The sequence below is a fragment of the Micromonospora sp. NPDC049230 genome, from assembly GCF_040647875.1.
Taxonomy (GTDB): domain Bacteria; phylum Actinomycetota; class Actinomycetes; order Mycobacteriales; family Micromonosporaceae; genus Micromonospora.
This window is the reverse complement of sequence record NZ_JBEZCZ010000028.1, coordinates 1-26,453: the sequence shown is the minus strand read 5'-3', so window position 1 is coordinate 26,453 and position 26,453 is coordinate 1. Positions and strand designations below refer to the sequence as shown.

Sequence of the window (26,453 nt, the reverse complement as noted above, 5' to 3'; positions counted from 1 at the left end):
CCACCATGATCCCCCTTCGACGCCAACCGGCGCCACCACGGCCTGGGAACCGGACCCGGGTCAGCCGAAGAGGGCGCGCCCCCAGTGGTCCCCGCCGTCGCGTACCCCGGGCGGGCAGGCGAACACGCCGCTGGAGACATGCCGGAGGTACTCGTTCATCACGTCGTGCCGCGCCAACCGGGTCTGGATCGGGACGAACTGGCGGCGCGGGTCACGCTGGTAGGCGATGAAGAAGAGGCCCGCGTCGAGCCGGCCGAGGCCGTCCGAGCCGTCGACGAAGTTGTAGCCCCGGCGCAGCAACTGGGCACCGCTGTTGCGGCTCGGGTGGGCCAGCGTCACGTGCGCGTGCTCGGCGATCACCGGCTTGCCGTCCGCGCCGCGCGCGGCGAAGTCCGGTTCGTCGAACTCGTCGGTCCGACCGAGAGGGGCGCCGCTGCCCTTGGCCCGGCCGACGATCTCCTCCTGCTCGGCCAGGGAGGTCCGGTCCCAGGTCTCCACCAGCATCCGGATCTTGCGGGTGACCAGGTACGAGCCCCCCGCCATCCAGTCCGGCCCGTCGCCCGGCTGCACCCACAGCTGGTCGCGCAGCAGCTCGGTGTCCTCGGCCTTGAGGTTGGCCGTGCCGTCCTTGAACCCGAAGAGGTTGCGCGCGGTGGCCTGGTCACGGGAGGTGGACGAGGTACGCCCGAAGCCGAGCTGCGACCAGCGGACGCTGACCACGCCCATGCCGAGCCGGGCCAGGTTGCGGATCGCGTGCACCGCGACCTGCGGATCGTTGGCGCACGCCTGCACACAGAGGTCACCGCCGGACAGCTGCGGCTGGAGCGCGTCGCCGGGGAACTTCGGCAGCTCGGCGAGGGCGGCGGGCCGCCGGTCGGCGATGCCGAAGCGGTCCCGGCCGTCGGCGTCGCGGAACAACGTCGGCCCGAAGCCGATCGTCAGGGTGAGCTGCGACGGGGGCAGGCCGAGCGCCTCGCCGGTGTCGTCCGGTGGGGCCTCCGGCATCCCGCCCACCGCGCCGAGCACTCCGGCGTCCCGCCCGGCGGTCATCCGGGCGGCGGCGGCGGTCCACTCCTCGAGCAGCTCGACCAGCCGGGCCCGGTCCTTGGTGATCACGTCGAAGGCGACGAAGTGCAGCCGGTCCTGCGCCGGGGTGACGATGCCGGCCTGGTGCTCGCCGTGGAACGGCACCGCCCCGGCCGGGTGGTCGCTCGCGGCAGCCGGGCCGTGGGAGCCGTTCAACAGCGCCCCCGCGCCCGCCGCCACCCCGGCGACCCCTGCCACCCCGGCGCCGGCCAGGGTGATCGCCCGGCGCCGGGTCAACCTGCTCCCACTCATCGACTCGACTCCTTCTGCCGGAAGGTCACTTCGCGACGGCCGCGGCGACCTTGCTGATCGGCTCGGCGAGCGCGTTGATCCCGTCGGAGAGATCCTTGAGCTCGGCCTTGCTCAGCGCGGTGTGCAGCTTCCACCCGTCGCCGTCGCGGTGCTTGCCGAGCAGCGTCTCGACGTTGGCGAACTCGGTGTCCAACTGCTTGACCAGCTCCGGGTTGCGCTGCTCGAGGGCCGGGCGCAGGGCGGACACGGCGGCCTTGGAACCCTCCAGGTTGGCGGCGAAGTCCCACAGGTCGGTGTGCGAGTAGCGGTCCTCCTCGCCGGTGATCTTGCCGCTGGCCACCTCGTCGAGCAGTTCCTTGGCACCGTTGGCGAGTTGCAGCGGGGAGAGCTTCTCGGCGTTGGCCTTGGTCACGATCTCCTTGACGTCGACGAGCAGGCGATCCGCGATCGGGCCGTCCTTGCTGATGTCGCCGGACTGCCAGAGGTCCTTCTCGATCCGGTGGAAGCCGGTGAACTCCATCCCCTCCTCGATGACCTCCTCGCGGCCATCGATCTTGGGGTCGAGGTCGCCGAAGATCTCGGCCACCGGCTCGATCCGCTCCCAGTAGGTGCGGGCGACCGGGTAGAGCGCCTTGGACTTCGCCACGTCGCCGGCCTTGACCGCGGTCACGAACTCCTCGGTCTTGTCCAGCAGCGCGTCGGTCTGGCTCTTGACGTAGCGCTGGTAGTTCTCGGCCGCACCGGCCAACGCGGCGTCGGCGGTGAGCGGCTGCGCAGAGCCGCTGACCTTGAGCGCACCCCGGATGCCCTTGCCGCTCATGCCAGGCTTGCAGGCCGTCTGGTACGTGCCGGCGGGCAACTCCACGTGCAGCTCACGGCTCAGCCCCGGGGCGATGTTCTCCACCTCGCCCATGACGCGGTCGCCGTCGGCGTACACGTAGAACTCGGTCACCTTCGCACCGGAGTTGGTGATCTTGAAGGTGGCGGTGCCGGCGCCCAGGTCGGTGGTGCCGACCTCACAGGCGGTGTCCGTCGCCTTGACCGCGATCGGGCCGCCGGCCACGGCCGGGTCGTCCTTGTCGCCGCCGGAGCAGGCGGTCACACCGGCCGTCGCCAGCACGCCGACGGCGGCCAGCGCGAAAAATCGGGTGGTACGCATCTGAGCTGTCTCTCCTCGTGGGATCAGGCACGCTGCGGCGTGGTTGCCGCCTCGGCCTCGGCCTCGGTGCCGGTGTCGGCCCCGCGCTCGGTGACGGTGGTGGTCGGGGCAGGTGCCGGCTTGCGCCGGGCCGGCCGCAGGAAGAGCAGGAGGACCGGCACGGCGTACCCGATCCAGGCGATCGTCTCCAGCACCGTGGGTGCCGGCGTCACGTTGAACATGCCGGCGAGCAGGGCCGCGTACCAGGTGGTCGGGTCGAGCACGCCGGTGATGTCGAAGGCCAGATCGTTCAGGCCGGGCAGGACACCGGCCTCCTGGAAGTCGTGGACGCCGTACTTGAGGATGCCGGCGGCCACCAGGATCAGCAGCGCGCCGGTCCAGGTGAAGAACGTGCTGAGATTGATCCGCAGGGCGCTGGCGTAGAGCAGCACGCCCAGCACCACGGCGGTGACGATGCCGCCGACCAACGCGAGCAGCGGACCGCTGTCGCCGGCCGCGCCCTGGGCGGCCGAGTAGAAGATCAGCGCGGTTTCCAGGCCCTCCCGGACGACCGCGAGGAAGGCCATCCCGGCGACCGCGAACGAGCCGACGGCCAGCGCCTCGGTCAACTTGCCGCGCAGCTCACCGGCGATGGTCCGAGCCGCCCGGCGCATCCAGAAAATCATCCAGGTGACGAAGACCACGGCGGCGACGGAGGTGATCGCCTCGAACAGCTCCCGGTCCTCGGAGCGGGACAGCAGCGAGGTCGACGTGTACTCGATCAGCCAACCGAAGAACACCGAGAGCACCACGGCCAGGCCGACGCCCGCCCAGACCTGGGGCAGCCGATCCCGGCGCTGCGACTTCACCAGGAAGGCGACCAGGATGCTGACCACCAGTGTGGCTTCCAAGCCCTCCCGCAGGCCGATCAGATAGGTGGCGAACATCCGGGCTCCGAGTTCATCAGGTACGCCTCAACCAACTTAGGGCAGGCATACCTTGCTCCCTGTTCAGGAGCCTCGTCAAGTCGTACCCGACAAGCTCACTCGTCCCCTGCGCCGCAGGCCAGGCCGGTGCGCGACGGGACACCACCGCTCGGCTGTGGCAGGATCCCCGCCGTGAGGGGATTCCTGCCGTGGCTGGCGGTGCTGGCCGTGGTCCTGCTGCTCAGCGCACTGCGAATGCGGGCCCTGGCGACCATCGTGTCGCTCGGCTGGCTGGCCTGGTGCGTCTGGACGTGGATGCGCCCCACCCGCCGCGACCCGCGGTCGGGCTGACCCGCCGGGCCGAGGGCGGAGCCCGCCGAGCCGAGGGCGGAGCCCGCCGAGCCGAGGGCGGAGACGACGAACCGGGCCGGCTGCGAACAACCGACCCGGTCCGGTGCGGAGCGTCGATCAGTAGCGGTAGTGATCCGGCTTGAACGGGCCCTCGATGGAGACGCCCAGGTACGCGGCCTGCTCCTTGGTCAGCGTGCTCAGCTTGGCGCCGAGCGCGCCCAGGTGCAGCCGGGCCACCTTCTCGTCCAGGTGCTTGGGCAGCACGTAGACGCCGATCGGGTATTCCTCGGTCTTGGTGAACAGCTCGATCTGGGCGATCGTCTGGTTGGCGAACGAGTTCGACATCACGAAGCTCGGGTGCCCTGTCGCGTTGCCCAGGTTGAGCAGGCGACCCTCGGACAGCACGATGATCGCGTGCCCGTCGGCGAAGCGCCACAGGTCGACCTGCGGCTTGATGTTGACCCGCTCGACGTCGGAACGCTTGGCCAGGCCGGCCATGTCGATCTCGTTGTCGAAGTGGCCGATGTTGCCGACGATGGCCTGGTGCTTCATCCGGGCCATGTGCTCGTTGGTGATGACGTCGAAGCAGCCGGTGGCGGTGATGAAGATGTCCGCCTGCTCGACCACGTCGTCCAGGGTGGCGACCTGGTAGCCGTCCATCGCGGCCTGCAACGCGCAGATCGGGTCCACCTCGGTCACCACGACCCGGGCACCCTGGCCGCGCAGCGACTCGGCGCAGCCCTTGCCCACGTCGCCGTAGCCCATGACGACCGCCATCTTGCCGCCGATCAGCACATCGGTGGCCCGGTTGATGCCGTCGATCAGCGAGTGCCGGCAGCCGTACTTGTTGTCGAACTTGCTCTTGGTCACCGAGTCGTTGACGTTGATGGCCGGGAAGAGCAGGGTGCCCGCCCGGTGCATCTCGTAGAGGCGGTGCACGCCGGTGGTGGTCTCCTCGGTCACGCCCTTGATGCCGGCGGCGATCCGGGTCCAGCGCTGACCGTCCTCGGCGAGCGAGCGGTGCAGCACCTCCAGGATGACCGCGTACTCCTCGGAGTCGGCGGACTCGACCGGCGGGACCGACCCGACCTTCTCGAACTCGGCGCCCTTGTGCACGAGCAGGGTCGCGTCGCCACCGTCGTCGAGGATCATGTTGGGGCCCTGCCCGTCCGGCCAGGCGAGCACCTGCTCGGTGCACCACCAGTATTCCGGGAGGGTCTCGCCCTTCCACGCGTACACCGGGACGCCGGCCGGGGCCTCCGGGGTGCCGTTCGGGCCGACGACGATCGCCGCGGCGGCGTGGTCCTGGGTGGAGAAGATGTTGCAGGACGCCCAGCGCACCTGCGCGCCGAGGGCGACCAGCGTCTCGATGAGGACGGCGGTCTGGATGGTCATGTGCAGCGAGCCGGTGATCCGCGCGCCGGCCAGAGGCTGCGCCTCGGCGAACTCTCGGCGAATCGCCATCAGGCCGGGCATCTCGTGCTCGGCGAGCTGGATCTCCTTACGCCCGAACTCGGCGAGCGACAGATCCGCCACCTTGAAGTCGCCTTCGGCGAGGGTGCTCGGCCGGGCCTCGGACGGCGTGCCGCTGGGGGACGCCGGGAGGGTGCTGGTCATGAAAGCTCCTGTCGAACGATGTCTGCGCCGACCTTCCACCTTACGCGCGCCGTCGACCTCTATCGGTGGACGGTCCGCAGACAGCGCACGGGGCGGTCGGTGCTGAACGGACTTTCCCGCCCATGCCCCGCCCGCCCCGTGCATCCCCCCGGTTTGGTTCCCCGCACGTTCTCGGACCGTCGTCGCGATAACGCTGCGTACTCATAGCGTCACACTCGGACACCACTTCGTCAAGCTATTCCGGGAAAAGTCGGACTTGTGTCGTCCACGGTTCGTGTGGGGTCACCGCAGTCCGGAGGTCGCCACGTACGCCTCACCGGCGCCGCTGATCCGCAGCGGCTCGCCGGCCGCCGTGCCGATCGCCGCCTCACCGGACGCCAACGTCAACGCGCCGGCACCGTCGTCCACGGTGATCGAACCACCGGCACAGAGCACCACCCGAGGGCCGGGCAACGGCAGCGTGGCCAAGGGCACCGCCGCGCCGACCCGCACCCGGTGCAGCGCGAAATCGTCCACCGGCACGGGCCACCAGTCCACACCCGGGCCGACCGGCTGCGCGGCCCGCACCGGATCGTGCAGCACCTCGAAGCGCAGCACCCGCATCAGCTCGTCGACGTCCACCCGCTTCGGGGTCAGCCCGCCCCGCAGCACGTTGTCGCTGGCCGCCATGATCTCCACACCACAGCCGCTCAGGTAGGCGTGCAGGTTGCCGGCGGGCATCCAGATCGCCTCCCCCGGCACCAGCCGCACGTGGTGCAACAGCAACGCCACGAGCACGCCCGGGTCCGCCGGATACGCCTTGGTCAGCCGGCGGGCCAACTCCGCGTCCGGACCGTCGGCGGACGCGGCCACCACCGAACCCAGCAGCCCGTCGCGTTCGGTGACCGGCCAGTCGAGCAGTGTCCGCACCGCCGTCCGCAGCCCCGCCGGCCCGGCGCGCAACGCGGCGACCACCGGCGCCAACTCCGGTACGCCGAACGCGGCGAGCGCCTCGGCCGACTCCGTCGGGTCCCGGAAACCGCACAGCGCCTCGAACGGGGTGAGCGCGACAAGCAACTCCGGCTTGTGGTGCGGGTCGGAGTAGTTGCGCCGCCCCTCGGGAAGCCCCGCCTCCGCCGCGTAGCCGGCCCGCGCCTGTTCGGCGTCGGGGTGTGCCTGCAGGCTCAACGGCGCGTCGGCCGCGAGCACCTTGAGCAGGAACGGCAGTCGGCTGCCGAACCGCTCGGACACCCGCTGGCCGAGCCACTGCCCCGGCTCGTCCCGCACCAGGTCGCAGAGGCTCACCCGCAGGCCGGCACGGTCCACACTGGCCGGGGCACCCGGGTGGGCGCCCAACCACAGCTCCGCCTCTGGGCCCGCGCTGGGCACCACCCGGCCCTGGAGGAGGGCGATGGCCGAGCGCGAGCCCCAGGCGTAGTCGCGGATCGGTCCGTACAGTGGCTCCACCCGTCAGCCCCCGGGCCGCCCGGCCGCCTCGCCCGACGCGTCCTGCGGCACGGCGGTGTCGGCGGCCGCACCGGTGCCGGCCTCGGCAGCGGCGACGCTGTAGACGTCCGGCTCCAGGTAGATCACCCGGGCGATCGGCACTGCCGCGCGGATCCGCGCCTCCACGGCGTTGATGCCACGGGCCAGGTCGTGGGCGCTCTCCCACTCCGGGACGGCGATCTTCGCGGCCACCATCAGCTCCTCCGGCCCCAGGTAGAGCGTCTTCATGTGGATGATCCGCTCCACCTCGGGGCCGGCGGTGACGGCTCGCTCGATGGCGGCCAGCTCGGACGCCTCGGCACCCTCACCGAGCAGCAGGCTCTTCGTCTCGACGGCCAGCACCACGGCGATGACCACAAGCAGGATGCCGATCATGGCGGTGCCGGCGGCGTCCCACCGACCGTTGCCGGTGATCAGCGTCATGCCGACACCGAACAGGGCGAACACCAGACCGACGAGCGCGCCGAAGTCCTCCAGGAGCACCACCGGCAGCTCCGGCGCCTTGGCGCGGCGGATGAACCGCACCCAGGACTGGTTGCCCCGAATGTGGTTGGACTCCTTGATGGCGGTCCGGAAGGAGAACGACTCCATGATGATCGCCGCCACCAGCACGGCCACCGGCAGCCAGTGCCACTCCTTGATGCCCTCTTTGTGGTCCCACTTGTGGTAGGCCTCGTAGAGCGCGAACAGGCCACCGATGCTGAACAGCACGATGGACACGATGAACGCGTAGATGTAGCGCTCCCGGCCGTACCCGAAGGGGTGTTCCGGGGTGGCGGCCCGCTTCGCCCGCTTGCCGCCGAGCAGCAGGAGGCCCTGGTTGCCGGAGTCGGCGACCGAGTGGACCGCCTCGGCCAGCATCGACGACGACCCGGAGAGCAGGAACGCGATGAACTTGGTGACGGCGATGCCGACGTTGGCCAGCAGGGCGGCGACAATCGCCTTCGTCCCGCCGTTCGCGCTCATGCCACCGCTCCGCTTCGCTTCGCGCTGACCTGAGACAACCCGCTGCTGAGCCACCTGGTTCGCTCGCTGCGCTCGTTCACGCCGCCGCTCCGCTTCGCGTCACGAAGCTGCCCGGTCCGCGCATGCCGCGCCGCCCCCTACGGTCGTTCACTGGTTCGACAGCTCCTTCATCTCGGTGATGGCCGGAACGGCCATCGGGTCCAACCCATGGGCCAGGGCAAGGTAGATCGAGGCGAAATCCGGGACCGCGATCAGCGAGGCCAACCGCTCCAGGGCGGAGCCACCCTCGGCGGTCACCACGTCGCACCGCACACCACGACGCTCGGCGAGGGTCTGCACCGCGTCCGCGCGGCGCTCCTCGACGGCGAGCGGCTCGTCGGTGTCGTCCTCGGCGTTGAGCCCGCCGTCGCGCAGCAGCACCAGCCGCAGCCGGGTGCCCTCGCCGTCGTCGTCGTCGGCCGGGTCGGCGAAGATGTCCCGCTCGCCCTCGGCCAGGCCCCCGAAGACGCCGTCGAGCAGCCCGACCCGACCCCGACCGGCCTCACCGAGCGCCCCGGTGACCACCGGGTAGCGGGCGTTTGCCGACAGGGTGTCACCGAACCGGCGGGCGGCCACGGTGGCCAGCGGGGACGAGCCCCAGACAATCGGGATCGAGCCGGCCAGGCCCAGGGCCAGTGACTTCGCCGGGTTGACGAAGGACTCCGCGGCGGAGCGGCAGCGGTCGGCGTCCGCGTCGAGCCGGGCCGCGGTCTCCGCCAGGTCCGCCTCGTTGACCTTCACGAGCCCGAGCGAACGGGCCGCGAGCAGGACCGGCACGGTGAGCGCCCACAGGCTGGCGCGCGCCGGCGCGCGGCGCGGCACCGGGATGAACGGCGCCCGGGCCTGCTCGGCGATCGACTGCAACTGCGAGTCGGGGGCACCCACGGCGACCAGGCGGGCACCGCGCCGGTGCGCCGCCTCGGCGGCGCCGAGCGCCTCCGGGCTACGACCGGACGCGCTCACCGCGATCACCACGTCCGCCGCGCCCACCCAACCGGGCACCCCGGCACTGCGGTGCCCGATGATCGGGACCGGGCAGCGTGGTCCGGCGACAGTGGCCAGCACGTCTCCGGTACGCCCCGCGGTGCCGATGCCGGCGATCACGACGGCTCGGGGACGCCCGTCGTCGGCGAGCACGGCCAGGTTCGCCTCGGCGGCCAGAGCCGCGCTCTCGCGAACCTGCGCACCGGCCGACGCCGTGTGCCGGAGCATGCCGCCCGGGTCGTGCTCGGCCAGCGCCTCCGGGTTGTCGAGCAGTGCCTCGTCGGCGTCGCGACGACCGCTGACTCCGGCCGTACCGTCGATCATGAGGACTGCCCCGGGCCGCCGCGCGCCTCGTCGAGCAGCAGCACCGGCACGTCGTCGCGGACCTCGAAGATCCGGCCACACTCCGTGCAGGTCAGCGTCTGCGCCTCGGCGTCGTAGGTGAGCGGGGCATGGTGCGTGTCCGGACAGGCGAGAATCTCGAGCAACTGCGGATCCAGGGCCATGGCACGGCTCCTTCCACGTGTGCGGCTTGACCGGCGGCGGTGCCAACCGGATGTGCGGCTTGACCGGCGGTGGTGCCGACCGGCGCAGGCGATCTTATCGGCGAACGCGGTCGAGCACGTCGTCCCGGAGCGAGACCATCCGATCCTGGGTGGGTGCCTCGACGTTGAGCCGCAGCAGCGGCTCCGTGTTGGAAGCGCGCAGATTGAACCAGGCGCCGTCGGGGAATCGCAGGGTGAGCCCGTCCATCTCGTCGGCCACCGCGTCGGGGTACGCGGCCCGCACCTCGGCCACCGCCGCCGCCTGGTCGGCCACCGTCGAGTTGATCTCGCCGGAGGCGACGTAGCGCTCGTACTCGCCGGCCAACACGGACAGTGGCAGCGACTGCTCGCCCAGCGCGGCCAGTGTGTGCATCGCCGCGAGCATCCCGGTGTCGGCGAACCAGAAGTCCCGGAAGTAGTAGTGCGCGGAGTGCTCGCCGCCGAAGACGGCGTTGGTCCGGGCCATCTCCGCCTTGATGAAGGAGTGCCCGACCCGGGCGACGACAGGCTTGCCACCGTGCTCACGGATGATCTCCGCGACCGCGTTGGAGGTGATCAGCCCGTAGATCACCGTGGAACCGGGGTGCTTGGCCAGCTCCCGTGCGGCGACGAGGGCGGTGATCGCCGACGGCGAGACCGGCTCGCCGCGCTCGTCCACCACGAAGCACCGGTCGGCATCGCCGTCGAAGGCCAACCCGATGTCGGCCCCGTGCTCCACCACCGCGCGCTGGAGGTCGACCAGGTTCGCCGGGTCCAGTGGGTTGGCCTCGTGGTTGGGGAAGGTACCGTCCAACTCGAAGTAGAGCGGCACGATCTCCAGCGGCAGCGGCGACAGGGCGGCGTCGCCCAGCACTGTGGGCACGGTGAAGCCGCCCATCCCGTTGCCGGCGTCGACGACGACCTTCAACGGCCGGATGCCCGAGAGGTCGACGAGCTTGCGCAGGTAGCCGGCGTAGTCGGGGAGCAGGTCGCGCCGCTCGGCCGGACGGGCCGGCGCCCCCGCCGGGCGGGCGTCGCCCGAGTCCAGCAGAGCCTGGGCCCGCTCCCGGATCTCCGCCAGACCGCTCTCCTGCCCGATCGGGCGGGCACCGGAGCGGCACATCTTGATGCCGTTGTACTGGGCGGGGTTGTGACTGGCGGTGAACATCGCCCCGGGCAGGTCGAGCGAGCCGGAGGCGAAGTAGAGCAGGTCGGTGGAGGCCAGCCCGATCTCGATCACCGAGCGACCCTCGGCCCGTACGCCGGCGGCGAACGCGGCGGCCAGTCCGGGCGAGGTGGCGCGCATGTCGTACCCGACGACTACCGCGTCGCCCGGCTCGTCGGTGGAGTTGAGAAGCTGGGTGAACGCGGCGCCCAGCGCCTCGGCGACCCGTTCGTCCCACTGGTCCGGCACCGTCCCTCGGACGTCGTACGCCTTCACAATCTGGGACAGATCAGACACGTGTTCCACTCCTTGGCCGCAGGTAGACACCGAGCCTGAGCGTAACGGAGGGTCCGGGTCGAGCCCCGCTCAGCCGGGGAGCCGGGGCATGATCACGGTGTGACCGCCATCGTCGGGAGGCGGATTCCCGGGCGACTGCCGGGTTTCGGGTGCTCCCGGCATCGGCTGCGTCCGGATTTCGGGGCCTCCCGGCATCGGCTGCGTCCGGATTTCGGGGCCTCCCGGCATCGGCTGCGTCGCCTCCGGGGGCGTGCCGGCACCCTCTGGCCGAGCCCCGTAGACCCCGCCGGCGGCGGGGCGCGGGGACGGCACGGCGCCCCAACCGGGGGTTGGCGGCTGCTGCCCGTACACCTGGCCGGGGCGACCTGGCGCGGCCGGCGGCCCCCCGGCGGCCCGGTAGGTGGTGCCGCCGGGGTTGGCCGGCAGCGTGGCAGGCGGCTCGTCGGACGGTTTGCGGTCCTGGCGCGAGCGGCGGAACAGCAGCACGATGAGCAGCAATCCGATCGCCACCATGACGACGCCGAAGATCATCACCGGTGACGTGCCGGACGATGCCGCGGCGGCCGCCGAGGTGTCCGGCGCAACGGACTCGCCCCCCAGCGCCGCCGGAGTGGCCGCGTCGTCGACTGTCGCGACGTCGGTCGGGCTCGGGGTGGGCGTCGCCTTCCTCGACGGCGTCGGCGACGGGGTGACCCGCGCGCCGGTCACCCTCGCCGCGTCGCTGCCCCGGCCGACCTCCTGACCGGCCGCGCTGACAGCCACGCCGGTCACGGCGAGCCGGCCGCCCGGGGCACCCGCACCGAAGGTCACCCGGTACCGCACCGTGATGCTCTTGCCCTTGCACAGGGTCGGCCTCGACGGCGACGTCTGCGCGGTGCCCACGGCACCGCCACCGCCGGTGACGGCGACCTGGTTCCAGCGCCCGCCCGCGTTGACCTCGACCTTCAACTGGTGCGGCTGGAGCTCCTCGAGGTTGAGAAACAGCACGGTACGCAGCAGCACGCAGCCGTCGGTGCGTTTGCGCACCGCCACGTTCACCGCCTGCGCGGAACCGCCGGCGGCGAAGCTGCTGGCCGCACCCACCCGGACCGAGTCCTCGTCGGCCAGCGCCGGCGACGCGCCGAGCATCACCAGGCCGCCCACCAGACCGCAGACCGCCGCGAGCCGTGCCGCGCGTCGACGCACCGTCATGATCACCTCGCCGTTCTCCCCGGGTGGGGTCCGCGGGTCAGGCTACTACCGGCCCACCCACCCCGCCGGTCATCGAGCGGCCCGGATGTGTGCCGCGTTACGGTTTGCGACCCGGCCCGCCGCCCTGCTCCTGGTGCGGTTTCCGACCGGTGCGCACATCGACGCCAGCGCCGCTTGGCCCCCATGATCGACTCGGTTTCCTGGAAGTCGGGCTATCCGATGGCCTCGGATGCCCCGACATCACCAAACCCGAGTCGATCATCCAAGACGCGGCGGTCCTGATGCCCGCCGACCGCCCAGGCCGGGTGACCGACGGCCTGGGCGGCCGGGTGACCGACAGCCTGGGCGGCCAGGTGACCGACAGCCGTCAGTCCGGGTGCTCGGCGCGGAAGAGGGCGTCGCGGCAGAGGCGGTCGGCGGTGCGGGTGCTCTCCGGCAGTCGGAATCGCGGGGTCAGCGCAAGCACCCGCGCGGTCGCGTTCTCCAGACTCATCCGATGCCCGACACTGACGAAGACCGGCTTCACACCCCCCTGGGTCCGCAGCACCCGGCCGACGACGTCACCTCCGTCGCGCAGCGGCGACCAGGCACCCCGCTCGGCGGCCGGCGGATCCCACGTCCCGACCAGCGCGGTCTTCCCCACCCCGAGCGCGGGCAACCCGGTGACCACACCGAGGTGACAGGCCAGCCCGAACCGACGCGGATGCGCCAGCCCGTGCCCGTCACACACCAGCAGATCGGGGACCGTGGCCAGGCGGTCCAGTGCGGCGAGCAGCGCGGGCAACTCACGGAAGGCGAACAACCCCGGCACATAGCCGAACGCCGGCCGCCCCACACTGACCGCCGAGTCCACCACCGCCAACGTCCGGGCATCCAGCACCGTCACGGCCGCCGCCAGAAGGTCACCACCCAGGGAGTACGCGACGTCCAGGCCGGCCACCGTCTCCGGCGCGCTCGGCCCCGGCCCGACCAGGTCGACCAACGGCCGCAACTCCTCCTGTACGGCCACCGCCTCCGCCACACTGCCCGGCCCCGCCACCTCGTCCGGCCCCGCCACCTCGCTCGGCCCCGAGACCGCCGCGCGCCATGATCCACTCGATTTCATGAAAGTCGGGCTATCCCATCGCCCGGGATGCCCCGACTTCACCAAACCCGAGTCGATCACGCTGGGCCGAGGCCATCAGCGCCCTCCCCGCTGGCACTGCCGTCCGGTGCACCCTGGGCAGGGTCGTCCGCGGTTCGCCCTCGGGCCGCCCCGAAGACGATCGCGAAGACGACGCCGAGGGCCACACCGAAGGCGACGCCGCCGGTCGAGCCGAACGTGGGGATGCCGATCGCCAGTCCGATCAGGATGCCAACCAGCCATGCCCAGACATTGAACTTGCCGCTCTGCGTGTCGGAGGTCGCCATGCGTCGATGCTATTCGGCCCGGCCAGTTCCCCAGCTTCGCGCCGGCGACGACGCACCGTCAGGCCGGGAACCCACCGCCAGGCGGCGAACCACCGTCAGTGCAGGCCCAACCCGTCGCGGGCCTCCTCGGCCCACCTGGTGATCCCCTGCGCGCCGCTGCCGGCCGCGAGTTCAGCCGCCTCGTCGAGCAGGGCACAGGCAGCTTCCCGGTCACCGACGTCTGCGGCCAGGGCTGCCAGACCAATCAAATTCGCCGCGACTCCCGGAGTGAATTCGAGGTCCCGGCGCAGCCTGGTCGACTCGGTCAACAACTCCCGCGCCGCGTCAATGCGACCGGCCGCCTGCTCTCCGAAGCAGAGGTGCCGCAGCACGTACGACAGCGTCAGTTGATCCCCCGCCGCGGTGGCCAACTGTCGGGCCCGCACGAAGAAGGGCTCAGCGGTGGCCTGATCCTGCCGAATCACCTGGTGAACCGTGCCCACCCAGAAGAGCGACTCGCCCTCACCTCGGGCATCGCCCATCTCCCGGTAGAGCCCGGCCGCCCGCTCGAAGAGCGCCAACTCCGCCGCGTCCTCAACCCTGCTGTCCAGAAAACGGGCATGCAGGATTCGGCCCCGCGCCAGCGCCACATCGGCGTCCAGCGCGGTGAGCTCGCGCTCCGCCTCGTCCAACACTTTCGCGTCGCCACCGAAGACCGCCTGCTCGTACCGCTCCCGCGCCCGCACCAACCGAACGTCCAACCCTTCGATCATCACTGACCCGCCAGCCCATCGCCTCACTCGCTGCTTCACTTTCGCCCTACCCGGGTCACGGCGAGATCGCCGACCGCGTGAGCCCGGTTCTCCCAACGCAACGAACATCCGGGGCCGAATTTCATGAGGTAACTGCTCACGTGTTGCCTCGGGGCATGCGACAGTGTCCGCTAGACCTCATGGATACGCAGCCATTCTCCGCGATCACTGTTACTGCCCATCCCTGAACATCGCGCGAAATGAACTCTCGTCAGGCAACTTCCCGCCCCCGGTGACTGCCTCGGCCACTACCTCAACCTCAGCGCGGCTGACGTTCCTATAGCGGTCCGCATTACGGTAGTCATCGAGGAAGCGTACAACGAGTTCTGGGTCATAGGCCCAGGCTTGAGCGCGATGATCCCAAAGAACGGCCTGGCCGGGTCCCGCATCCATAACAAAGATGCCAACCGGCCTTTCCTCCTCATCAGTCCGGTAGATTACGTAGTAACTCAACAATCTCCCGCTCCAAATCCTCTGCAATGTTCGGCGCTACTGGGAAGTCACGAGTCCCGAGCCCCAGGTCCTGCACAACCTGCGAGAGACTCGTCCCGCGCTGGGTCAGCCACGCATGATACTTGCGCCACACGTCAATATTCTGGCTAATCCATTTGGCGAAGGTGGCGTCCTTGGCAGGGAAACGAATATCCAGCCCGCCTGGCAGGGAATCCGGGAGGCCACGTTCACGGTTCGCGGCAAGCATCCGCAGCAACGCCTCGAATCGTCGTTCGGCGCGGTTCGACGGCCGCCGCACCACCTCATACTCTTCGTGAGTAGCCAGCCAGGCCTCTCGCGATGCCGTGGTGTGCAGCTGCAACTCGACCAGCATCCCGCTGGGCAAACGAAGGGTACAGTTCAAGCCGTAAAATCGATTACCCTCCCGCCAAAAGTTCTTGCAAGCTGAGGTCGGCACTGAGAACCCGACTCCACCCAGGCCCGCCAGAATCAGATCTACGGCTTGGGTGTAGTGCTCAGCGGATGGTATCTCGAAGCAGAATCTCAGGACGTCATTGACGCTCAGTACGAACTCGGTGACATCGATCTGGGCGACACGCCCCTCGTCAAGGTACTTCCGTGCCAACGATTCGAGCCCTTTTACGCGAAAATCGCGGTCCCGCAGTTGAATCGGATGACTCAGGCCGAGCGTGTCGGTCACGCGTTGCCCGATTTGAGCCAAAGCATCCTCGACCCGGTCAGCGGCACCCAGGGCGCGTTCGCGGAGGTCTGTCAGCGCCGCCAACTCCGAGGACGTGAGCTGGGCGAGATCGGAAGTTGGCCGACTGGGATTGCCGGAATTCGCCCCGCCGTCATCGGCACCGGCAGCCGAACCCGGGCCGTCCAGCAGCAGGTACATCCGGTTGATGTACGGGTCACCGTGGCCGCCGTCATCGTCCGCCGAAGGGTGGTCCGGCAGGTCGGGCCGTTCGCTGAACCGGCCGCGGGGCAGTCCGCCGAGCGGCATCGGTCGGCCGTCTCCGCTCAGCGCCAGCGCGTCGATGCCGACGACGTCGGGGTACAACGGCCGGTCTCGGACCACGCCGTTCTGCGGGTCCACGTAGAGCACAGTGCCGTTCTGGTTGAGCGCCACCCACGCGTGCGAACCGCCGTGTGGCCACTCGGTGACCAGGAACGCGTAACTGCCGTGGCCGCCCAACAGCAGTTGGTCGTGCAGGTTGCGGTAGCCCCGGTCGGCGGCCTGCCGGGCCTGCTCGGTGTACGGGCGCTTGCCGGGCGGCGGGGCGAGGAGTTGCTGGAATCGACCTCCGGTCACGTCCTCCACCCGGCCCGGGCCACCTGCCTCGCCTCGAATCGGGCGGCGGATGTCCCCGTCCAGGTAGCCGTCGAAGGTACGCGGCGCCGACACCCGTGGCCGCCCGTGCACCCAGGTTTCGAACATCGAAAGCGTGCAGTCCAGGCAGTTGATGCCCCGGGTGGCGTCGGCTGCGGGACCTCCATCGTTCAGCAGCCGGAACCAGCCGCCCTGGCGGGGATCGGCGGTGCGGGTGACGGTGCCGTCCGGCTCGCGGGGCATCTGCCGTTCGACGTCGACCTGGTGCAGGGCGAGCGGTGGCCGCAGTCCTCCCGGCCGCCCGTACGGCCGGGAGTCGTCGATCGGTGGGGGTACGTCGTCGCCGGTGAGCCGGGACGGACCGGAGGTCTCCACCGCGCCGAGCGCCAGCGCGCCGACGTCCCGGTTGGCGTACTCGAATGTGGTGTCGCCGAGGTCCACGACCGCCGGCGCCGTGGTGCCGGTCAGCACCGCGTCGGCCAGGTCACGCCACTGGGCGTACGCGCGTGTCTCGTCGTTCGCGGCCCGCTGCCAGCCGTCGGCCCACTGCCGACGCCCGGCCTGGTGCAGTTGCCGGGCGTAGGTGGCGTACTCGTTGGCCCGCCGATCGTGCTCGGCGGCCCGGGCGCGCAGTCGGGTGGCCTCGGCCTGCCGGCGGTTGCGCTCGAAGCCGGTGCGTTGCGATTCGTAGTGCCCCTGATAGCGCCGCCGCTCGGCGGCTTCCGCCTCGGCGGCCCACTGCGCGGCGTACCAGTCAGTCGTGGTTGCCACCGGATCGCCGAACGCCACGACGTCGACGGGGACCGACGCCCTGCCCCGGGCCGGATGGTCGGGCGGGATCACCTGCCGCATCGGCGCGTGCGGTCGCCCCACCTCCGAGGTGGCGGAGGTGACCGGCGCTGACGGGCCGGGACTGGCCACCGGCGCTGACGGGCCGGGACTGGCCACCGGCGCTGACGGGCCGGGACTCGCCACCGGCGTCGCCGTGCCGGTCGACGGGGACCAGGCGACCGGGCCGGAGGTGGCGGCGTGCGGTGGGTCGCCACGGTGACCCGGCGCTACACCGATGGCCGGCCCGAAGGTCCCGGCCGCGGGTGCGGCCCCGGACGCAACCCCGGAAGCGACCACCGACGGCAGCCCCGGACCCACCACCGACGACACCCCGGGAGCCCCCGCCGGCGAGGGTCTCGGTTCGGCGGCCGCTGGTGGCAGCGTCGGATCGGCCGTGACCGCAGGTGTGGCGCTGGCCTCCCGCAGGAGAGGTCCGTCCGCCGACGGCATCGGCTGCGACGAACGCTCGACAGCGGCCACGTCGGACATCGCATTGATCGGCGGTGGTGACGACACGTGCCCGTCGGAGGCGGTGGCGGACGGCTGTGCCGTCACCTGAGCCGTGGAGACGCCCGGCAGGTCGCCGCCGAGCGCCGGCACGTGGTCCGGCGGCGACGTGGCGGCGAAGGGCGTCGCCTGCACCGGAACACCGGCAGCCGAGACCCCGCCAGTCGAGGCCGCCGGATCGGCGGCGATCGACGCCACTGGAGGGGACGACGGACCGGCCGCCAAGGAAGGGAGCAGAGGACCGGCGAGGGCGTTGGCCTGCGCGTCGAGCCGGGCGCGTAACGCGTGGTCGGTCTGGCCGGTAGCCGAACCGGTGGCCCCGGAGGCGGCCGCGCGCGCCACGTCCTCCACCGAGGTCAGGCCCTGCCCGGTGGCCAGGCTCGCCGCACTGTCGGCGAGCACCTCGCCGGTCATCTCCCGCCCCAGGTGCTCCCCGACTCGCGCCACCCGCCCGGTCGCATGCCGGCCCAGGCCGGCCAGCGGTGCCACCGCCCCGCCGGCCAGGCCGCCGACCGCCGACGCGCCGAGATCGGTCAGGTCCAGGCCGTGTGCCCGCCCGCTGGAGTTTTGGTACGCCTGGGTGGCCAGGGTGACCCCGGACTCCTCGGCGGCCTCCTCCAGCCCCTCCCGGGCGGCCCGCTTGGTGAACCCGCGCACGCCATCGCGCGCGACGTCCTTGGCCGCGCGCTCGCCGGCCTCCTTGAGGCCGTGTTTGAGGGACTTGCTGGCCAGTTGGCTCATCAGCCGCCTGAAGATCTGTTGGACCAGCAGTCGGGTCGCGGTGATCGCCGCGCCGGCGGCCGGGGTCGCCGCACCTGCGGTGAGCACCGCCGCCACCGCCACCGACAGCAGCTCGACGACCAGGATGCCCAGCTCGATCCAGACTTCCAGTTTGGCGCCCTCGATGTCGCAGCCGCACTCCTCGACCAGCCGGCCCAGGTCGGCGCTGACCGCGAGCAGCACGGGTAGCGGGGCGTCCGCACCCTCGGCGAGGCCCCGCCAGGCCGCCTCGAATGCCTCGTCGACGGACCCGACACCGCCGTACCCGCTGTGCACCTCGGCTGCGGCCGCGGCGGCATCGGTGTACGGGCCGGAAAGCGCGCCGGCAACCGCGTACCACTTGTCGGCGACGTCCCAGACGGCCCGCTCGTTGCCCTCCGGCCACTGCACACCGACAACCCAGTCGAGGGCCTCGTAGATCCAGCCCGGCACGTCCCAGGGTGCGAGGTCCAGTGGGTGCGGAATCGGGCTCGGCAGCACGCTCATCGCAGTCGCCGGCCGTCAGCGCCTGTCGGCGGCCCGACCGAACCGGGCGGCGCTCGCCCCGTCGGTCTGCACGCTCGCGTCCACGGCGCGGACCACGTCGCTGCCCAACTCGGTGAGCCCGTGCCCGACACCCGCCCAGGCCCGCAGCACGGTCTGCTCGAACCCGCGGTAGTTGCGCTCGAACGCGGCACCGATGTCGTCGCGACCCCACGGCCGGGCACCGCTGGCCGCCTCGATCGCACCGCCTTCCGTGACTCGGCGGGCCGTCACCGCCTCACCGGCGAGCGACAGGTCGGTACCGCCGCGGCGGGCCCGGGACGGATCGAGCCAGAGCTGCCCGTCGGTCATGGCTGCACCGCGCCCCTGCCGATCACGGCATCGGCGCGGCCGAGCAGGGCGGCGTAGTCTCCGGTGCGCAGGAAGTCCGCCGACCCGGAGCCGGCCGGCATGGTCTCGGCGACGAGGTCGCGGGTGGCGTCGGCGGCAGCGGTCGCGGCGGCGCGGACCGTTTCGGTGATCTTCCGGCCGAGCGCCCCGGCGTCCCGCTCGCGGTAGACGGCCGGCGTCAACTCGACGTCGATGAGCTGGCCCTGGGCGCCCACTGTGGCCGTCACCTGGCCGTCGGCCGAGCGTCGGGTCACCCGCAGCTCGGCGAGCCGCGCCTGTAACGTGTCCAATCCGGACCTGAGCTGCTGGTACTGCCCGTACACGTCGTCGAATCGGGCCCGTAGCTCACGATTGGCGCCCCGGTCCACGTGATCGCTCACCGCTGCTGCTCCCGTCACCGTCAGTAGAGCGAAACCATACCGGCCGCCATCGATCCGCGTGGTCCGGTAGCTTCGGTGTGTGATCGACCGACGACAGGCAGAGCAGCTCGCGGCCACCTGGGCCCGCCGCGACTCGCAGCGCCTCGGCCACGAGTGCACGGCGATGGTCGACGAGTTCGACCTGGGCTACGTCATCACGTCCGTGGTGCCCACCGAGGCACGCACGGTCCCCGGCGACCTGCCGACGACAGTCATCGACAAGCAGACCGGCAAGGTCAGCACCTGGCCGCGGGTGCCGAGCGACGTGGTGGCTGATCTGTACCGACGCAGCCGGCCCGCCGAGCCGACCGCTCCGCGCACTGTCGACCCGTCGAGTCTGCTGGTGCGGGAGATCAATCGGATCGGCACACCGAACACCGCCGCACACCTGACCCTCGAAGGTCGAATCTGGACGGCCCAGGGCACCAAGGCGGACGTGCCGCTGAACCACCACCCGCTGGTCCGCGCCTACCTTGACCAGTTACCTCCGGGCGACCTCGTCCGTGGCGGCGAGGCCCACGCCGAGCTGATCGTGGTCTCCGACGTGCTGCACGAGTACGACCACCGCCGGGCTGCCGAGGGCATCGCGCCGATGGGCCGGGCGGAGGCGGCGGCACTACTGGAAGGCGCACGGTTCGAGATCTTCCGCGTCCGGGAGCCAGGTGATCCCGCTGGCGGCCCCGCGGATCTGCCCTGCGATTCGTGCATCACCTTCCTGGTACGCGCCAACGTCCTACCGGAGTCCGCTCGGGCGTACACCGAGACCTGGCGTGCGCCTGCGGAGCCGGACCCGGATCCGGGTCGTTTCCCGGCGGAGGTCGCCAACGCGCTTGTCGCGGCCGGTTGGCGACCGCACATCGGCGATCAGATCATGGCCGCCGCTGCCGTACGGGACGTCACAGCGGTGCGGGGGGCGACCCACCAGCACGCGGTCTTTCCCGCCGCGGTCGAGGCGCTGACCGCGTTTCCCAGCCTGGTCGGTGCCCGACGTGGCCGGGGCGAGCAGGTGTGGATCTCCCGTTTCGACATCCGCCCGCACCTGATCGCGCACACCGCCGACACACTCGCGGACTTCGGGGCGGTGCTCGGTGTCCGACTCTTCCCGATCGGCACCGAACAACAGGACAGCATCCTGGCGGTGGACGAGCGTGGCCGGGTCTTCGCCCTCGACCAGGCCGGCGAGTGGTTCCTCGGCGACACCATCGACGCGGCGCTGACCACGCTGCTGCTCGGCCGCGCCCCCGCCCGGGTCCGCGACAACGGCACCTGGCAGTCCGGCTGAGGCGGGAACGTCAGCGCAGCACCTCGACAGTGTTGCGGCGGATGAGGTTCTTGCCGGGTTCACGGATCTGGTCCATCGCCGCCGAGTTGAGCAGCACACAACTGCCCGACGGGCCGGTCACCGTCACAGTGGTCGCCCGGTTGTTGTCCAGGTTCGTCACCCGCAGCCGCGTACCCACCGGGAACTGGCCACTTGTCGCCGCCGGCACGCCACCCTCGGCGAAGAAGGTGATCGCCCCGGAGCAGGCCGAACGGGGAGCCGGGCCGGACGCCCCCGGAGACGCCGCGCCGGGGCGGATCGTGCCGGCGGTCTGCTGCCCGGCCGGCGGCACACCCCCGTCCAGCCGTTCCACAACGTTGCGGCGGATCACGTTCTTGCCCGGCTCCCGCACCAACTCCATGGCGGCGGAGTTGAGCAGCACACAACTGCCCGACGGGCCGGTCACCGTCACAGTGGCCGCCCGGTTGTTGTCCAGGTTCGTCACCCGCAGCCGCGTACCCGCCGGAAAGCGGTCGCTTGTCGCCGCCGGCGCACCACCCTCCGCCGAGAAGGTGACCGAGCCGGAGCAGACCGACGACCGGGCCGGGGCGGTGTCGGCGAAACCGAGGTTGGTCCCCACCGCCACACCGGCCGCGGCGAGCACCGCCACGCTCGCCGCCAGCACGTGCCTGCGCTGCACCCTCATCGCCGTCACTCCCGTCCTCGGTGGTGTCCTTCACCCCCAGGTACGGATGGGAACCGTCTACCGTTCAGCAGGTACCGGCACCGATCGTGCGGCGGCCAGGTCCACCGGCCCGTACCGGGTGTGCGGCGCTCCGGTCAGCAGCGCCCAGTAGCGGTCGCCGTACGACCAGTGCCACCACTCGGTCGGGTAGTTCACCATCCCGGCGCCGCCGAGAGCGTCCACCATGATCTGCCGGTGTCGTCGAGCGGTGGCGCCGATCGTGGGTGCGTCGGTGAAGCAGGCGTCGGCGCTGTCCTCCGGGGTCGCGTCGATGGCCGTACCCAGGTCCAACTCCACACCGTCGTCGGTGCACAGCGTCAGGTCCACGGCCCCGCCGGTGCTGTGCGGGGCCACCTCGACCGGTGAGACGAACTTGGCGGTCTCCCGGTGCAGCCGCTGCGGGGACCAGTCCGGGTGCCGTCGGCGCAGCTCGTCCCGGTAGCCGGTGAAGATGGCCAGCTGGGCCTGGTACGGCCGGTAGCCCTCGACCACCAGCAGGCGCAGCCCGGCCGGCAGGGCACGCTGCGCGGCCAGCAGCCGGTCCACGACCCCGGCGCGCAGCCGGGCGTACGCCCCGGCCGGGTCGGCCGCGCGGCCGTCGAGCCGCAGCTCCGGCAGCTCACGCAGGTCCAGCAGGGGGTCGCCGTCGTCGGCGCTGGGCACCGCCGCCACCCGGGGATCGGAGAGCAGGATCATCGGACGGCTCCCGCGGTGATCGCGGTCCGTTCCGCATGCCGGGTACGGGCCAACTCGACGAGTTGATCAACCACCTCGCGGTAGCCGACACCGACGGCCGCCCACACCTTCGGATACATCGAGTGCGCGGTGAAACCGGGCATGGTGTTCAGCTCGTTGACGTACAGCTCACCTGTCGTCTCGTCGTAGAAGAAGTCGACCCGGGCCAGGCCCCAACCGCCGATCGCGGCGAACGCGCGCAGCGACAGCTCGCGGACCCGCGCGGTGACCTCTTCCGGCAACACGGCGGGGACGATCATCGGGTCGGCGTCGCCGAAGTACTTCTGCTGGTAGTCGAACCACCCGCCGGCGACCCGCACCTCGCCCACCGCCGACGCCTCCGGGCGCCAGCCACCGAGCACCGCACACTCCAGCTCGCGGCCGGTGACCCCCTGCTCGACCATGACGAGTTGGTCGTGGCGAAGCGCCTCCCGCACGGCGGCGGCCAGGTCGTCGCCCTCGCCGACCCGGGAGATGCCGATCGAGGAACCCATGTTGGCCGGCTTCACGAAGAGCGGCCGGCGCAGGCCGAGAACCAGCTTCTCCGGGTCGTCGGCCGCCCGGTAGGTGTGCGCGTCGAACGCCACGTACGGGGTGACGGGGATGCCCTCGGCGCGCAGCGCCCGCTTCATCGCCACCTTGTTCATGCCCACCGCCGAGGCGAGGATGCCGCATCCGACGTACGGCACGTTGAGCGACTCCAACAGCCCCTGCACCACGCCGTCCTCGCCGAACGGGCCGTGCAGCACCGGGAAGACCACGTCCAGCTCGGCGTGCACCGCGCCGGGCGCGTTGCCCGCGTACACCTGCACGACACCGGGACGCGGACCGGCCCGCAGCTCGACGGCCGGGCCGGTCACCAGCAGGCGGTCGTCGATGGCCCGTTCGCCGGCTGGCCGGTCGCGCAGCTCGGCCAACAGCGCGTCGGGCATCAGCCGCAGACCGCCGCTGCGGGTCACGCCGATGGCGAGCGTGCGGTAACCGCCGCCGCCCAGCGCCCGGGCCACCCCGAGCGCTGACGCACAGGACACCTCGTGCTCCGCCGACGGTCCACCGAACAGGATTCCGATCCGCGTCGGCGCGCTCACGCCGCCACCTGATCCATAGCCGGCACCTCGGCGAGCGGTTGGACCAACAGCCGGGCCACCAGCGCCGCCTCCACGTTCCCGCCGGTCAGCACCACTCCGACCGTCCGCTGCCGACCAATTGTGGGGGCGAGCCGGAGCGCACCGGCCAGACCTGCCGCACCGGACGGCTCGGCGAGCACCTTCAGCTCCGTCAGGATCAGCCGGAACGCCGCACCGATCTCGTCGTCGTCGACCCGGACGACCCCGTGCAGCGCATCGCGCACGATGGCGAACGGCAGCTCACCCACGCAGGACGGCCGCAGCCCGTCCGCGATCGTCGGCACCGGCGCCACCGGGACGCGAACACCTGCCGCCAGGCTGCGGGCGAGCGAGTCACAACCAACCGGTTCCACGCCGTACACCTCGATGGTCGTGCCGGCGGCGGCCAGGCAGCCGCCGGCGACCCCGCCACCACCACCCACCGGTACGACAAGCGCGTCCAGCGGTGTGCCCGCGCGCTCGGCCTCCTCGATCAGTTCGAGGCTGGCGGTGCCCTGCCCGGCGATGACGTCCGGGTGGTCGTACGCGTCGACGACGGGGTGGCCGCTCTCGTCGCTGAGCCCGTCGGCCGCCGCCACCCGCTCCTGCACGCTGGTGCCGGCGAACACCACCCGCGCCCCCGCCGCGCGGGCCCGGTCGACCTTCGTCGGTGCCGCGTCGACCGGCAGCACCACCGTCGCCGCGATCCCGTGCCGCCGGGCCGCCAACGCCACCGCCACCGCGTGGTTGCCGGTGCTCTGCGCGATCACCCCGGTGTGACCGGCCGCGGCGAGCCGACCAACCGCCCGCAGCGCGCCACGCATCTTGTACGAGCCGCCGTCCTGGAGGTTCTCCGCCTTGAACAGGACTCGCGCCCCGGCCAGTTCGTCGATCACCGGGGACCGCAACACGGGGGTCCGGACCACGCGGCCGGCGAGCCAGCGGGCGGCCTCCCGCACATCGGCCCGGGTCTGGGCAACGGTGTGTGACATCGGTTTCTCCTTTCGGGCACACCACGGGCCGGATCCAGCGGTACGCGGACCCGGTGGACGACGGTGCGGCGCTAGGTCACATTGGGTAGTTGGACGTCGACGCGGAGGCCCCCGTGTTCGGCGGGCCGGGCCGCGATGATCCCGTCGTGCGCCTGGGTGATCGAGCGGGCGATGGCCAGACCGAGGCCCGCGCCGCCGCCGTGCGAGGTGCGATCCCGGGCGAGACGGCGGAACGGCTCGAAGAGACCGGCCACCGCCTCGGCCGGGACGGGCTGGCCGGTGTTGACCACGGACAGCGCGGGCACCTGGCCCACGGCGACGGTCAGCGAGCCGCCTCGGCGGTTGTACTTGATGCCGTTCTCCACCAGGTTGCTGACGAGACGCTCCAGCAGCACCCGCTCCCCCGCCACGACCCGGGGTACGAGATGGGTGTCGATGGTGACAGCTGCCTCCCGGGCCCGGTCCTGGTACCCGGCGAGCACCGATTCGACGATCGTGTCGAGCCGCTGCGGTATCCGCGAGCGCAGGCCCTGGTCGCTCTCGCTGAGGGCGAGCAGGCCCTCGATCAGCCGCTCGTTGCGCTCGTTGGTCTCCAGGAGTTGGCCGGTCAACAGCTCCAACTGCTCGGCGGACAGCGCCCGAGCCATGCCGACCTCGATGAGCGTCCGCTGCACCGCCAGCGGGGTACGCAGCTCGTGCGAGGCGTTCGCCGCGAACCGTCGCTGCCCCTCGTACCCGGCGGAAACGCGTTCCATCATCTCGTCGATCGCCCGGGACAACTGGGCCAACTCGTCGCGCCCCCGAGGTCGGATCCGGTGACCCAGATTCTGCGGGCCGAGTTGCGCGATCGGCCCCGCCAGGTCACGGACCGGGCGCAGGCACCAGACCGCGCCGAACCAGAGCGCCACCAGGACCGCCACACTCACGAGCAGCACGGCAATCAGGGGCAGCACGAAGGCCCCCGAACGCGCCTGGGCACACGGGCTGCTGAGCCCGGACACGGGCACGTCGCAGATCTGCTGCCCCCAGGCCCAGGTCACCCCGGCCAGCCACTTGCCCATCGTCGGCAACACTGGCCCGGCCAGCAGCGCCAGCAGGCCGACGAGCAGCACCCGACGTCGGGGGGTCCAGGTCACGCCGTACCGCCGATCCGGTAGCCGGCCTTCGGAACCGTGTGGATGACCGCGGGATCGCCGAGCTTCTTGCGCAGGGTCATCACTGTGACCCGTACCGCGTTGGTGAACGGGTCGGCGAACTCGTCCCAGGCCTGCTCCAGCAACTCCTCGGCGCTGACCACCTGCCCGTCGGCCCGCAGCAGCACGTGCAGCACGGCGAACTCCTTCGGGCTCAGGGCGAGCGAATGGCCGTCCCGGGTCGCCACGTGCCGGCCCACGTCCAACGTCAGGCCGTCCCGGGCGAGCACCGGCGGCAGCGCCGGGGTGGACCGTCGACCGAGCGCCTGCACCCGGGCCACCAACTCGGCGAAGGCGAACGGCTTGGTCAGGTAGTCGTCCGCGCCGAGCCCGAGACCCTCCACCCGGTCCCGAATGCCGGCCGCCGCGGTGAGCAGCAACACCCGGGTGCCGACCTGCGAATCGGCGATGCTGCGGCACACCTCGTCGCCGGTGTGCCCGGGCATGTCCCGGTCCAGCACGGCGACGTCGTACCGGTTCACCCCGATCCGCTCCAACGCACCGACGCCGTCATAGCAGACGTCGACGGCCATCGACAGACGGCGCAGCCCCTCGGCCACCATGTCCGCCAACAACCGCTCGTCGTCTGCCACCAGCACCCGCACGTCGTCCGCTCCCCCAGAGTTCCCCTCTACCCGGCATACCGTGGCAGGCTCGGGTTAAGGGTTCTGTAAGCACCCACCGCAGCCATCCTCCACGCGAACGTCCAGCGGGCAAACCAGCGCAAGCCAGACCCCGCCGGTTTCGTCCCCACCCACGCCGTCCACACCATCCGTCCCCAACAACCACGCCGCCGTCAACAACAGTGACCCCCACCACACCCCCACCCACACCCCTCAACCCCGCCCCGTCAACACCCCACTCCACCCCGCCCCGCCCCACCCCACCCCACCCCGCCCCGCCCCGCCGGGTCTGTGGATCTAAGGGTGTTTCCGGCCTGACCTGCCGGGCGTTGTGCCTGGTGAGGAGGGTGCCGTGATGACCGCGACGCTGAACGACCAGA

At 71.5% G+C, this 26,453-nt stretch carries 24 protein-coding genes; 2 read left to right on the top strand and 22 right to left on the bottom strand.

The genetic code is table 11. The annotated features are described in order from the left end of the window. Positions 1-60: 60 nt before the first annotated feature. Genes efeB through efeU form a run of 3 tightly spaced genes read right to left on the bottom strand, consistent with a single transcriptional unit; the run spans position 61 to position 3,423 of the window. Positions 61-1,338, bottom strand: a complete 1,278-nt coding sequence (gene efeB / locus AB0A95_RS22410) for an iron uptake transporter deferrochelatase/peroxidase subunit (RefSeq protein ID WP_357557699.1) — start codon at positions 1,336-1,338, stop codon at positions 61-63. Positions 1,339-1,363: 25 nt separating this feature from the next. Then, on the bottom strand, positions 1,364-2,497 hold the full coding sequence (efeO, locus tag AB0A95_RS22405; RefSeq protein WP_357557698.1) for an iron uptake system protein EfeO: 1,134 nt from the start codon (positions 2,495-2,497) through the stop codon (positions 1,364-1,366). A gap of 23 nt (positions 2,498-2,520) precedes the next feature. Beyond that, entirely contained in the window at positions 2,521-3,423 is a 903-nt protein-coding gene (gene efeU / locus AB0A95_RS22400) for an iron uptake transporter permease EfeU (RefSeq protein WP_357557697.1), read from the bottom strand. 171 nt (positions 3,424-3,594) lie between these two features. Here efeU and AB0A95_RS22395 point away from each other — a divergent pair, with 171 nt between their 5' ends. After that, positions 3,595-3,753, top strand: coding sequence for a hypothetical protein (locus tag AB0A95_RS22395; protein ID WP_357557696.1), 159 nt, complete (start codon positions 3,595-3,597; stop codon positions 3,751-3,753). Between the two features lie 117 nt (positions 3,754-3,870). On the opposite strand, the gene ahcY is transcribed toward AB0A95_RS22395, so the two are convergent. From ahcY to AB0A95_RS22330, 13 genes are all read right to left on the bottom strand, one after another. Next, entirely contained in the window at positions 3,871-5,370 is a 1,500-nt protein-coding gene (ahcY, locus tag AB0A95_RS22390; RefSeq protein ID WP_357557695.1) for an adenosylhomocysteinase, read from the bottom strand. Positions 5,371-5,652: 282 nt separating this feature from the next. Continuing rightward, the gene (manA, locus tag AB0A95_RS22385; protein WP_357557694.1) at positions 5,653-6,816 is read right to left on the bottom strand and encodes a mannose-6-phosphate isomerase, class I; all 1,164 of its coding nucleotides are present in this window, start codon (positions 6,814-6,816) and stop codon (positions 5,653-5,655) included. Positions 6,817-6,819: 3 nt separating this feature from the next. Beyond that, a complete protein-coding gene (locus tag AB0A95_RS22380) occupies positions 6,820-7,821 on the bottom strand; it encodes a cation diffusion facilitator family transporter (protein WP_357557693.1) in 1,002 nt (333 codons plus the stop codon). Between the two features lie 147 nt (positions 7,822-7,968). Then, complete coding sequence (locus AB0A95_RS22375) at positions 7,969-9,168, bottom strand: SIS domain-containing protein (protein WP_357557692.1); 1,200 nt, start codon at positions 9,166-9,168, stop codon at positions 7,969-7,971. Beyond that, the gene (locus tag AB0A95_RS22370; RefSeq protein ID WP_091394023.1) at positions 9,165-9,350 is read right to left on the bottom strand and encodes a Trm112 family protein; all 186 of its coding nucleotides are present in this window, start codon (positions 9,348-9,350) and stop codon (positions 9,165-9,167) included. Before AB0A95_RS22370 ends, AB0A95_RS22375 begins: the two co-directional genes overlap by 4 nt. Before the next feature lie 94 nt (positions 9,351-9,444). Further along, the gene (locus AB0A95_RS22365) at positions 9,445-10,830 is read right to left on the bottom strand and encodes a phosphomannomutase/phosphoglucomutase (protein ID WP_357557691.1); all 1,386 of its coding nucleotides are present in this window, start codon (positions 10,828-10,830) and stop codon (positions 9,445-9,447) included. 69 nt (positions 10,831-10,899) lie between these two features. Then, the gene (locus AB0A95_RS22360; protein WP_357557690.1) at positions 10,900-12,021 is read right to left on the bottom strand and encodes a hypothetical protein; all 1,122 of its coding nucleotides are present in this window, start codon (positions 12,019-12,021) and stop codon (positions 10,900-10,902) included. A 367-nt stretch (positions 12,022-12,388) separates the two neighbouring features. After that, positions 12,389-13,126 carry an endonuclease V gene (locus AB0A95_RS22355; RefSeq protein ID WP_357557689.1) on the bottom strand — a complete coding sequence of 246 codons (738 nt, stop codon included), beginning with the start codon at positions 13,124-13,126 and terminating at the stop codon, positions 12,389-12,391. Positions 13,127-13,182: 56 nt separating this feature from the next. Next, entirely contained in the window at positions 13,183-13,431 is a 249-nt protein-coding gene (locus AB0A95_RS22350; protein ID WP_357557688.1) for a hypothetical protein, read from the bottom strand. 95 nt (positions 13,432-13,526) lie between these two features. After that, a complete protein-coding gene (locus AB0A95_RS22345; protein WP_357557687.1) occupies positions 13,527-14,171 on the bottom strand; it encodes a tetratricopeptide repeat protein in 645 nt (214 codons plus the stop codon). A gap of 475 nt (positions 14,172-14,646) precedes the next feature. Further along, positions 14,647-18,612, bottom strand: a complete 3,966-nt coding sequence (locus AB0A95_RS22340) for a toxin glutamine deamidase domain-containing protein (protein WP_357557686.1) — start codon at positions 18,610-18,612, stop codon at positions 14,647-14,649. Between the two features lie 15 nt (positions 18,613-18,627). Then, entirely contained in the window at positions 18,628-18,960 is a 333-nt protein-coding gene (locus AB0A95_RS22335) for a hypothetical protein (RefSeq protein ID WP_357557685.1), read from the bottom strand. After that, on the bottom strand, positions 18,957-19,379 hold the full coding sequence (locus tag AB0A95_RS22330; protein ID WP_357557684.1) for a YbaB/EbfC family nucleoid-associated protein: 423 nt from the start codon (positions 19,377-19,379) through the stop codon (positions 18,957-18,959). Before AB0A95_RS22330 ends, AB0A95_RS22335 begins: the two co-directional genes overlap by 4 nt. Positions 19,380-19,458: 79 nt before the next feature. Here AB0A95_RS22330 and AB0A95_RS22325 point away from each other — a divergent pair, with 79 nt between their 5' ends. Continuing rightward, complete coding sequence (locus tag AB0A95_RS22325) at positions 19,459-20,700, top strand: SUKH-3 domain-containing protein (RefSeq protein WP_357557683.1); 1,242 nt, start codon at positions 19,459-19,461, stop codon at positions 20,698-20,700. 10 nt (positions 20,701-20,710) lie between these two features. Here AB0A95_RS22325 and AB0A95_RS22320 read toward each other — a convergent pair whose 3' ends face one another. The 6 genes from AB0A95_RS22320 to AB0A95_RS22295 all read right to left on the bottom strand — a co-directional run bounded on the left by AB0A95_RS22320 (position 20,711) and on the right by AB0A95_RS22295 (position 26,055). Continuing rightward, on the bottom strand, positions 20,711-21,385 hold the full coding sequence (locus AB0A95_RS22320; protein ID WP_357557682.1) for a hypothetical protein: 675 nt from the start codon (positions 21,383-21,385) through the stop codon (positions 20,711-20,713). Between the two features lie 57 nt (positions 21,386-21,442). Continuing rightward, a complete protein-coding gene (locus tag AB0A95_RS22315; protein WP_357557681.1) occupies positions 21,443-22,120 on the bottom strand; it encodes a M15 family metallopeptidase in 678 nt (225 codons plus the stop codon). Then, positions 22,117-23,247, bottom strand: a complete 1,131-nt coding sequence (locus AB0A95_RS22310; protein WP_357557680.1) for a D-alanine--D-alanine ligase family protein — start codon at positions 23,245-23,247, stop codon at positions 22,117-22,119. Before AB0A95_RS22310 ends, AB0A95_RS22315 begins: the two co-directional genes overlap by 4 nt. Further along, positions 23,244-24,257 carry a pyridoxal-phosphate dependent enzyme gene (locus AB0A95_RS22305; protein WP_357557679.1) on the bottom strand — a complete coding sequence of 338 codons (1,014 nt, stop codon included), beginning with the start codon at positions 24,255-24,257 and terminating at the stop codon, positions 23,244-23,246. Before AB0A95_RS22305 ends, AB0A95_RS22310 begins: the two co-directional genes overlap by 4 nt. A gap of 71 nt (positions 24,258-24,328) precedes the next feature. Beyond that, positions 24,329-25,393: a HAMP domain-containing sensor histidine kinase gene (locus tag AB0A95_RS22300; protein ID WP_357557678.1), complete on the bottom strand. Its 1,065-nt coding sequence runs from the start codon at positions 25,391-25,393 to the stop codon at positions 24,329-24,331. After that, positions 25,390-26,055 (bottom strand): response regulator transcription factor, encoded by a 666-nt coding sequence (locus AB0A95_RS22295; RefSeq protein WP_357557677.1) that lies wholly within the window; start codon positions 26,053-26,055, stop codon positions 25,390-25,392. The genes AB0A95_RS22300 and AB0A95_RS22295 overlap by 4 nt, the downstream gene beginning before the upstream one ends. Positions 26,056-26,453 lie beyond the last annotated feature (398 nt).

What these genes read in the sequence shown, in the direction of transcription:
- AB0A95_RS22320 (WP_357557682.1), bottom strand. Translation starts at nt 21,385, where the DNA reads ATGAGGGTGCAGCGCAGGCACGTGCTGGCGGCGAGCGTGGCGGTGCTC.
- AB0A95_RS22375 (WP_357557692.1), bottom strand. Translation starts at nt 9,168, where the DNA reads ATGATCGACGGTACGGCCGGAGTCAGCGGTCGTCGCGACGCCGACGAG.
- AB0A95_RS22340 (WP_357557686.1), bottom strand. Translation starts at nt 18,612, where the DNA reads ATGAGCGTGCTGCCGAGCCCGATTCCGCACCCACTGGACCTCGCACCC.
- AB0A95_RS22380 (WP_357557693.1), bottom strand. Translation starts at nt 7,821, where the DNA reads ATGAGCGCGAACGGCGGGACGAAGGCGATTGTCGCCGCCCTGCTGGCC.
- AB0A95_RS22355 (WP_357557689.1), bottom strand. Translation starts at nt 13,126, where the DNA reads ATGAAATCGAGTGGATCATGGCGCGCGGCGGTCTCGGGGCCGAGCGAG.
- ahcY (WP_357557695.1), bottom strand. Translation starts at nt 5,370, where the DNA reads ATGACCAGCACCCTCCCGGCGTCCCCCAGCGGCACGCCGTCCGAGGCC.
- AB0A95_RS22350 (WP_357557688.1), bottom strand. Translation starts at nt 13,431, where the DNA reads ATGGCGACCTCCGACACGCAGAGCGGCAAGTTCAATGTCTGGGCATGG.
- efeO (WP_357557698.1), bottom strand. Translation starts at nt 2,497, where the DNA reads ATGCGTACCACCCGATTTTTCGCGCTGGCCGCCGTCGGCGTGCTGGCG.
- AB0A95_RS22370 (WP_091394023.1), bottom strand. Translation starts at nt 9,350, where the DNA reads ATGGCCCTGGATCCGCAGTTGCTCGAGATTCTCGCCTGTCCGGACACG.
- AB0A95_RS22315 (WP_357557681.1), bottom strand. Translation starts at nt 22,120, where the DNA reads ATGATCCTGCTCTCCGATCCCCGGGTGGCGGCGGTGCCCAGCGCCGAC.
- AB0A95_RS22305 (WP_357557679.1), bottom strand. Translation starts at nt 24,257, where the DNA reads ATGTCACACACCGTTGCCCAGACCCGGGCCGATGTGCGGGAGGCCGCC.
- efeU (WP_357557697.1), bottom strand. Translation starts at nt 3,423, where the DNA reads ATGTTCGCCACCTATCTGATCGGCCTGCGGGAGGGCTTGGAAGCCACA.
- efeB (WP_357557699.1), bottom strand. Translation starts at nt 1,338, where the DNA reads ATGAGTGGGAGCAGGTTGACCCGGCGCCGGGCGATCACCCTGGCCGGC.
- AB0A95_RS22360 (WP_357557690.1), bottom strand. Translation starts at nt 12,021, where the DNA reads ATGACGGTGCGTCGACGCGCGGCACGGCTCGCGGCGGTCTGCGGTCTG.
- AB0A95_RS22335 (WP_357557685.1), bottom strand. Translation starts at nt 18,960, where the DNA reads ATGACCGACGGGCAGCTCTGGCTCGATCCGTCCCGGGCCCGCCGCGGC.